This is a genomic window from Actimicrobium sp. CCI2.3, assembly GCF_035019065.1.
GTDB lineage: Bacteria > Pseudomonadota > Gammaproteobacteria > Burkholderiales > Burkholderiaceae_D > Actimicrobium.
In genome coordinates this window covers 1-1,231 of the sequence record NZ_JASJWR010000080.1, presented here as the reverse complement: position 1 = coordinate 1,231, position 1,231 = coordinate 1, and the positions used below count along the sequence as shown (strand labels likewise).

1 rRNA gene is annotated in these 1,231 nt (G+C 51.3%); it reads right to left on the bottom strand.

From position 1 onward, the window contains the following. Positions 1-73: 73 nt before the first annotated feature. Positions 74-1,231: ribosomal RNA gene (locus tag QN370_RS20515) — 23S ribosomal RNA — on the bottom strand; the annotation flags it as partial.

Genomic DNA, 1,231 nt, shown 5'->3' with positions numbered 1-1,231 from the left:
GTGTGCAGTTAGCGGGCGTGATGCTCAACAAACGCATACGCCATACTCGTCGTCTCTAACCCATCAAGGTTATAGGGACAAGCCTTACGGGCAATTAGTACTGGTTAGCTTAATGCATTACTGCACTTCCACACCCAGCCTATCAACGTCCTGGTCTCGAACGACCCTTCAAAGGAATCAAGTTCCTGGGAAATCTCATCTCAAGGCAAGTTTCCCGCTTAGATGCTTTCAGCGGTTATCTCTTCCGAACTTAGCTACCCGGCAATGCCACTGGCGTGACAACCGGTACACCAGAGGTTCGTCCACTCCGGTCCTCTCGTACTAGGAGCAGCCCCCTTCAAATTTCCAACGCCCACGGCAGATAGGGACCAAACTGTCTCACGACGTTTTAAACCCAGCTCACGTACCACTTTAAATGGCGAACAGCCATACCCTTGGGACCGGCTACAGCCCCAGGATGTGATGAGCCGACATCGAGGTGCCAAACTCCCCCGTCGATATGAACTCTTGGGAGGAATCAGCCTGTTATCCCCAGAGTACCTTTTATCCGTTGAGCGATGGCCCTTCCATACAGAACCACCGGATCACTATGTCCTACTTTCGTACCTGCTCGACTTGTCAGTCTCGCAGTTAAGCACGCTTATGCCATTGCACTATCATCACGATGTCCGACCGTAATTAGCGTACCTTCGAACTCCTCCGTTACACTTTGGGAGGAGACCGCCCCAGTCAAACTGCCTACCATGCACTGTCCCCGATCCGGATAACGGACCAAGGTTAGAACCTCAAACAAACCAGGGTGGTATTTCAAGGTTGGCTCCACGAGAACTAGCGTCCCCGCTTCAAAGCCTCCCACCTATCCTACACAGATTGGTTCAAAGTCCAATGCAAAGCTACAGTAAAGGTTCATGGGGTCTTTCCGTCTAGCCGCGGGTAGATTGCATCATCACAAACATTTCAACTTCGCTGAGTCTCGGGAGGAGACAGTGTGGCCATCGTTACGCCATTCGTGCAGGTCGGAACTTACCCGACAAGGAATTTCGCTACCTTAGGACCGTTATAGTTACGGCCGCCGTTTACTGGGACTTCAATCAAGAGCTTGCACCCCATCATTTAATCTTCCAGCACCGGGCAGGCGTCACACCCTATACGTCCACTTTCGTGTTTGCAGAGTGCTGTGTTTTTATTAAACAGTCGCAGCCACCAGTTTATTGCAACCCTTTCGTCCTTC